This is a genomic window from Paenibacillus sp. MCAF9, assembly GCF_052114265.1.
Taxonomy (GTDB): domain Bacteria; phylum Bacillota; class Bacilli; order Paenibacillales; family Paenibacillaceae; genus Pristimantibacillus.
Window position 1 is genome coordinate 1 of sequence record NZ_JBFREL010000059.1, and the last position, 6733, is coordinate 6733.

The window sequence follows — 6733 nt, forward strand, 5'->3', positions numbered from 1 at the left end:
AAGGGGCTGTCTCAAAAGTCATTTTGCGATTTTTTGAGCACTACTTAGAACTTATTTTCATCGAGAAAAAGGACCTCAAGCTCCACTATACAGTGGAATTTGAAGTCCTTTCATTTGAAAACGGGGATGTTTCCCTGATGCAAAGACTTTTGCGGCAGCGCCTGCAGCATCTTCATCTAAGTGCAGAAATGCACTTATTTAACCAAATTTTCTTCAAATCTGATCAATTAGAGGTATTAGTACACCTATTTGCAACATTCCAATCTTGTATGTTAAAAACAGGTGCACTTTTACACTTATTTACTTTCCACTATCGGTTCGTGCACATTACAATCATATGACGATCATCGCCGATGCTGGATATGGTCAGTCTGAGTTATTATGCGCTACAAGCAGCAAGCAAGGGAAAAACTGAGCTGTGAGGATGGATATTCGCTGTCGGTAAGACGAATGATTGAACCCGAAAGTATTTTTAGGGCAGATAAAGAATAACCAAGGATTCCGGCGTTTCTGCTTCGCAGCTTACCTAAGGTAAGTCTGGAGGTCGGGTGGCTTTCGCTTGCCCATAATCCTATGAAGTAAGCATAGACCAGAATAGAAAAATAGCAGTACAGGAATAGCTCTCCTGTACTGCTACCAATACTCCCGTTCAAAGCGAGCTATTCCTCAGCGAGCTTGATGCTTATGGAACAGCCCCTTCAATTATTGGATCTCCTTTTGCCAAAGCTGCCTCACAAGTTGCTTCAAATAAAGGGACTGCGACCAGCGGTCACTAATCTCCGATTGCCGAGAACCAGCTTCATCTGACGTAATCGCATACGATGGAGGACCCAGCTCAACGACGATAGGGAATGAATCATTCTCTTTTCTTTGTCCATTAAGCCAGTGTCTCATTGCACTGCCCCACCATCTGGAGAAATGGGGTACCATCGGATGATTGCCTGCTTCCCCTGGGTCGATCTGTATTTGCTCGCCATTCGAGATACGAGTGTGGATACTATGCGTGTTTGGCAGCAAGCTTTGCAGCATCTGCTCCGCCTCATCCGAAATCGTATGAAGCTCACCAGCTACGACATAATGTGAATAGTCAATCGTAAGCCTCAGTTCCGGCAGTGACTGCAAATATTGCCGCGTTCGGATGAGATCCTGTGTAATCGTACCTCGGTGCGTCTCTACATAAACCGGGATGCCCGCCTGCCTCGACAGTGCATCAATTCCAGATAGCAGTTCAATGGCGGAATCGCCAATGAGGAAAGGCGTCATCACCTGTGCATTGATGTAGCCGATGTTTTCGAACGCTGCTGCTTTTTCCAAAAACTGAGACATCTCGTTTAGTGAAGAAGGATAAGCATTTACACTGAATGACATATTGTATTTATGGAGCAGCTCTTTCCATAAGCTGCTTTCCTCAGGTGCCGGCACAAAGGCGTTAATGCCGTCGAAACCATTTTCTGCTATTAGCTTGAATTTCCCTTCCATATCTTGCGCATGCCCCGCTGTTCCTTGCAACCCGCTCATACCCCACCAGGACATCTCAACCAACAATTTATTTTCTGTTTTCATCATTAATTAGTGCGGATAGGCCATATCAAATTCAACTCCGCATGGTCCTCCGTCCGGGTTAATTTCCAAATCTACTGCGGTGCCATCCTGTCTAAACAAAGGGCGATAATGATCGCTAATATGAGTTGCTGATGCATTCGCATAATGGCAGATGAAGGCTCTGCGGAATTGATCCTTTGTTTTGTTTCTATACGACCCATGAATCAAGTTCCCGTTGAAAAATAGCACGTCGCCTTTATCCATAATTACCGGCATCGCCTTGTGATCCTTAGGCGGCTTAACGAAATGGGAAGTGAACGATTCCGTTGAATCCGCAATTTCAGGACAGCTAATTTCATGCTCGCTCGTCTTCGGAACGACAAGCAAGCTGCCGTTCTCCTCATTTGCCGCATCGATCGCCGTCCAAGCTGCGATACAATTGCCTGGCTCCACCTGCAAATAAAAATTGTCCTGATGCAGCGCTTGACCGCGTGAGCCTGGCGGCTTGTAATAAAACATGCTTTGGGCTGCAAGCGCTTCTTCGCCATAAAGATCGGCTAATACGTCCATAACCGGCTTATGAAGCAAATATTTTTTGGACGTCTCATTAAAACGATGCGGATGCATGACCCGCGGATAACGCTTTAACGGATCATCTGTCTCCCCTGACAGATCAGGCTCGAAATAGCCAGGCACCGCTTTATGGCTTATTTCCTCGAAAGTATCTTCTATGGTACGAATGTCTTCCTGAGAAAAAAGGCCTTTTATCACAATGTAGCCCTCAGTACGAAATTGATTAACCTGCTCTTCTGTTAGTGCAATCAATGCTTCTGTCATCGCATAACGCTCCTTCACTGAATTAATCATTGCTCTTGACATAATCATAGTGGTTTCGCTATTTTTAAGGAAGATTGATTACTGCTGAAAACTACTTGTATTATGCTATTTTGAAAATGAAGGAGGTGTTTGGCATGCTTTCAAATCACAGAAAAGAAGCTGAAACAGAAGCACATGGCGGTGTGTTTCTAAGTGGTCTATTTGATGAATCCGATTCCTATCGTTATCGCAGGCCAAACGGAATAAGTGATTGGCTTATTTTTTTTACCTTAGAGGGTGAAGGCTATTTACGCACACCCGCTGGAGAGAGGCGCTGCCGCAAGGGACAAATCGGGCTGCTGCGCGCTGGCATTCCCCACGAGTATGGGACGATTGCGGGAAGCAGCTGGCACTTTTATTGGGCACATTTTCAGAAACTACCTGAAATTGACTATTTGCCAAAGGATGAAAGCATCGTCATCACGATTCCAGACGGCAATATGAGAAGTAGAGTACAACTCACCTTCGATCATATATTGAGTGATTCGAGAGAGCGGGCAAGCTTCTGGCAAATGTTATGCGAGAATGCACTGCGCCAAGTTATATTGCTAATAGCGCAGCAGCTGGATAAACGGCTGGATCCTCGCATCGAGCTTGCCCTGCAGTATTTATCACAGCATATGGAGCAGCCGATACGCATTGAAGAGTTGGCTCGGTCGGTTGGTTTATCTCTCTCGCGGCTATCCCATCTATTCAAGCAGGAAACTGGAACGAGCGTGGTCGAGCATCTGAATCATCTGCGGCTTCAGCAAGCGGCTCTTCTCATGGAGCATATGGGCCGTTCGGCAACCGAAGCAGCGCTTGATGTCGGCTTTAACAATTACAATCATTTTGCTGCGTTGTTTCGCAAAAGTTATGGCGTAAGCCCAAGAACATACAAAAAGGACAAAGCCGCTCATAACGAGTAGCTTTGTCCTTAGGGTTTCATCTATTTAATTAGGAAGTGATGATTAAACCTTTTGTACGGCTAAATCAAGCCAATCCATCTCTTCCTTGGTGAGCGAAATGAGCGATCCTGCATCACAGGAATGAAGCTCTTCCGCTGATTGCGCGCCAATCAAGGCACAAGTCGGAAACGGTTGGTTTAGCACGTATGCTAGCGCGATCTGGATAGCAGTAACGTTTTTCTCAGCTGCCAACTGCTTTGCACGCGCCAGACGCTCCCAATTCTCATCGCTATAAAATACACGTACAAGATCCTCATTATCTCTCACTTCTGGAGTAAATCTACCTGTGAAAAATCCTCTTGCCTGCGATGACCACGAAAGCAGCGGGAATTGCTCTTCCTCATGCCATGCGCAGGTTTCCTCATCAGCAGAGACGCAGCCATGCCAGAACGGTTCATTCGCTTTCGCAAGGCTAAGGTTCGGACTGCTGAATGAAAAACCGACAAGTCCATTTGCAGCTGCGTATTCATTCGCTTCCTTAATACGCTGCCATGTCCAGTTGGATACGCCAATCGCTCGAACAGTTCCTGCTTTCACATGCTCATTAAGAATATCGATAACCTCTGCTGCTGGTACTGCCGGATCATCCCGATGCAGTGCATAAAGGTCGATATAGTTGGTTTGGAGACGCTTTAAGCTAATCTCCAAATCATGAGCAATGGCCTCTTTGCTCACACGCGAACCCGTATGATCATGATGTGCGCCCTTGGTCAAAATAACCAATTGCTCCCGATTGCCGCGTTCCTGCATGTAGCGGCCAATCACTTCCTCGCTTTCCCCGCCGCAATAAATGTGGGCTGTGTCAATTGAATTGCCTCCAATTGCTAGAAAAGCGTCCAGATTAGTTGCTGCTTTCTCGTAGGAATCGTTATAGAAATAATCCGACCCCTTCATTAAGCGAGATACCTGCTTGGGTGAACCTTCAATTTGAATATATTCCATCGTTGTTTTGCCTCCTTAATTATGGTTTCGTTATATTTTAATTCGTGTATGCTCTTGAGCTGAAAGCAGGCAAGCATCGATTACTTTCATGTTGTTAACCCCATCAGCGCTGCCGAACTGAAGCTCTGATACACCGTTAATGGCATTTGCCATATGATCGGCCTGCAAAGTGTAGGCGTTTACATGCGGCACCTCAACTTCACGGCGCTCTCCTTTTGCATCGACGAAGAAATTACCGCTGCCCGGCGCGCCAGTCACAAATGCGGAAGGCACTTCGATAATACCCTCTGTACCTAGCACCTCAAGCGGGTTGCGGAATGCTGCCCACATGCCGCAATCAAACGTCAGTGAAACCGCACCTTCAAACTCGATTAATCCAGAGGCCATCATATCGACATGATCATGCTCTGGTGAGAACAAAGCCTGAACTGTGACGGCTTCAGGTTCTTTGCCAAGCAGCAAGCGAGCAGCATTAATTGGATAACAGCCTACATCGTAAATCGAGCCGCCTCCCCACTCCTTGCGGTATCTCACGTTTTCTTTATGTCCTGCATTGTTGAAGGTAAACGCGCTGCGAATGCCGCGAATGTCGCCTATTTCCCCATCTGCGATCACTTTCTTGATCATGTCGTATCGAGGGTGATAGCGATACATAAAAGCTTCGGACAATAACACGCCTGCTTTCGCAGCAGCTTCAGACATTTCAGCTGCTTCATGCGCAGTCAAAGCAAGCGGCTTCTCGCATAAAATATGTTTTCCTGCTTCAGCAGCCCGGATCGTCCACTCTCTATGCAAATGATTTGGGAGTGGAATGTATATAACGTCAATAGAAGCATCAGCAAGCAATTCTTCATAACTGCCGTAAGCAGTCGGGATATTCAGCTCTTCTGCTGTCTTCTTTGCCTTGTCCACGTCACGGCTAGCAATAGCCGCTACCTCATTTAATTCCGAAAGATGAAGGCCAGGTATTACTGCGCCTTTGGCAATTCCAGCGCAGCCCATGATGCCCCATTTTAGTTTCTTCGTCGTCACTCCATCGTCACCTCAACCATTATTTTATTATTATATTGCGATTGCAAGCTGAAACTAGTTACACCATCAATTCAGAGCGCTGCACCTAAATCGTGAGGTACAAATTAGTATCAAACGATTTCATTGTGCTTGCCTCTAGTTTAAAGTAGATAGCCAAAAAATAAAATGATATTATTTTGTTATAAGTTAAAACAATATTGTCATTGAGGTGAGCAACATGCAAAGACAAATACATCTGCTTACGCTGCCAAATAATCCTTTTTTCTGTTTACCTGAATCTGTCGGGAATTACTGGAATGAGCCTGATCATTACACGCTTCGTATGGCGGGAGCGCTCAATAACTTTAATATTCATTACGTTGTTTCTGGAAAAGGTTATGTGGAGTGGGATGGCGAGGTGCACACCCTCGAGGCTGGTGAAGCTGTTCTTTATTTCCCCTTGCAGAGACAGCATTACTACAGCAGCAAGGATGATCCGTGGGATATAAGATGGGTTCATTTTTATGGGAGCGGGCTTCAGGACTATATGATCGAACGAGGGTTTCACAAAAGCCAGCTCTGGACAATCCGTCAGCCAACCGCTTGGGAACAGGTGCATGAGGATTTGCTGGTCGAGGCAGAAAAGTCTCGCATGCTGCATCCGACCAAGCTTTCTGCTCTCATGTATGCCATACTCGCCGTGTTCATCGAGCAAGCTGTGCCGATATCCGGCAGCAAAGCTAGTACGTCCGGCAATCGCATCTTAAAGCTGCTCCCTTTAATGCAGCAGGAAGCGGCTGAGCCGTTCATACTCGAGCAATGGGCTGAAAAAGCAGGAGTTAGCCCCTACTATTTTTGCAAATTGTTCCGAAATGTGATGGAGATGACGCCGATGGACTTTATTACGCGCTGCCGGCTTCAAATGGCGAAGCAATGGCTTCTGGAGCGCAAGGATGTTAATATCGGACAAATCGCTAGTGATGCCGGCTATCCGAGCGTCAGCTACTTCAACAAAAGATTTATGGCTCATGAGGGAATGACGCCTACGGTATATCGTCAGCTATACGGGGTGTAATACGAATGTTACTTTTTGCTCTGTAAGAACACATATGCGCTTAATGCTCTCTTTTGTGAGTAACCCGGCTGCACTTGAGCTCTGTAAGAACCTATTGGTTCTTACAGACACTTATGAATGTTACTTTTTGCTCTGTAAGAACACATATGCGCTTAATGCTCTCTTTTGTGAGTAACCCGGCTGCTCTCGAACTCTGTAAGAACCTATTGGTTCTTACAGACACTTATGAATGTTACTTTTTGCTGTGTAAGAACACATATGCGCTTAATACTCTCTTTCGCGAGTAACCACCCTTCACTTGGGCTCTGTAAGAACCTATTGGTTCTTACAGACACTTATG

7 protein-coding genes and 1 pseudogene are annotated in these 6733 nt (G+C 45.9%); 4 read left to right on the top strand and 4 right to left on the bottom strand.

What is annotated here, in order from left to right:
* Nucleotides 1-341 (top strand): hypothetical protein (locus AB4Z45_RS32585; RefSeq protein WP_441913794.1); only part of this gene is annotated, 341 nt, incomplete at its 5' end.
* 40 nt (nucleotides 342-381) lie between these two features.
* Nucleotides 382-582: pseudogene (locus tag AB4Z45_RS32590) on the top strand (transposase); the annotation flags it as partial.
* A 120-nt stretch (nucleotides 583-702) separates the two neighbouring features.
* On the opposite strand, the gene AB4Z45_RS32595 reads toward AB4Z45_RS32590, so the two are convergent.
* On the bottom strand, nucleotides 703-1518 hold the full coding sequence (locus AB4Z45_RS32595) for a sugar phosphate isomerase/epimerase family protein (RefSeq protein WP_441913795.1): 816 nt from the start codon (nucleotides 1516-1518) through the stop codon (nucleotides 703-705).
* Nucleotides 1519-1569: 51 nt separating this feature from the next.
* Nucleotides 1570-2379, bottom strand: a complete 810-nt coding sequence (locus AB4Z45_RS32600; protein ID WP_441913796.1) for a phytanoyl-CoA dioxygenase family protein — start codon at nucleotides 2377-2379, stop codon at nucleotides 1570-1572.
* A 134-nt stretch (nucleotides 2380-2513) separates the two neighbouring features.
* Here AB4Z45_RS32600 and AB4Z45_RS32605 point away from each other — a divergent pair, with 134 nt between their 5' ends.
* A complete protein-coding gene (locus AB4Z45_RS32605; RefSeq protein ID WP_441913797.1) occupies nucleotides 2514-3326 on the top strand; it encodes a helix-turn-helix domain-containing protein in 813 nt (270 codons plus the stop codon).
* A gap of 42 nt (nucleotides 3327-3368) precedes the next feature.
* Here AB4Z45_RS32605 and AB4Z45_RS32610 read toward each other — a convergent pair whose 3' ends face one another.
* Nucleotides 3369-4307, bottom strand: coding sequence for an aldo/keto reductase (locus AB4Z45_RS32610; RefSeq protein ID WP_441913798.1), 939 nt, complete (start codon nucleotides 4305-4307; stop codon nucleotides 3369-3371).
* A 30-nt stretch (nucleotides 4308-4337) separates the two neighbouring features.
* A complete protein-coding gene (locus tag AB4Z45_RS32615) occupies nucleotides 4338-5309 on the bottom strand; it encodes a Gfo/Idh/MocA family protein (RefSeq protein ID WP_441913799.1) in 972 nt (323 codons plus the stop codon).
* 247 nt (nucleotides 5310-5556) lie between these two features.
* Here AB4Z45_RS32615 and AB4Z45_RS32620 point away from each other — a divergent pair, with 247 nt between their 5' ends.
* Nucleotides 5557-6393: a helix-turn-helix transcriptional regulator gene (locus tag AB4Z45_RS32620; protein ID WP_076270881.1), complete on the top strand. Its 837-nt coding sequence runs from the start codon at nucleotides 5557-5559 to the stop codon at nucleotides 6391-6393.
* The last annotated feature ends 340 nt before the right edge of the window (nucleotides 6394-6733 follow it).

Bases quoted from the DNA above. Each gene is read 5' to 3' on its own strand.
- AB4Z45_RS32620 (WP_076270881.1), top strand. From the start codon at position 5,557: ATGCAAAGACAAATACATCTGCTTACGCTGCCAAATAATCCTTTTTTC.
- AB4Z45_RS32595 (WP_441913795.1), bottom strand. From the start codon at position 1,518: ATGAGCGGGTTGCAAGGAACAGCGGGGCATGCGCAAGATATGGAAGGG.
- AB4Z45_RS32615 (WP_441913799.1), bottom strand. From the start codon at position 5,309: ATGGGCTGCGCTGGAATTGCCAAAGGCGCAGTAATACCTGGCCTTCAT.
- AB4Z45_RS32600 (WP_441913796.1), bottom strand. From the start codon at position 2,379: ATGACAGAAGCATTGATTGCACTAACAGAAGAGCAGGTTAATCAATTT.
- AB4Z45_RS32605 (WP_441913797.1), top strand. From the start codon at position 2,514: ATGCTTTCAAATCACAGAAAAGAAGCTGAAACAGAAGCACATGGCGGT.
- AB4Z45_RS32610 (WP_441913798.1), bottom strand. From the start codon at position 4,307: ATGGAATATATTCAAATTGAAGGTTCACCCAAGCAGGTATCTCGCTTA.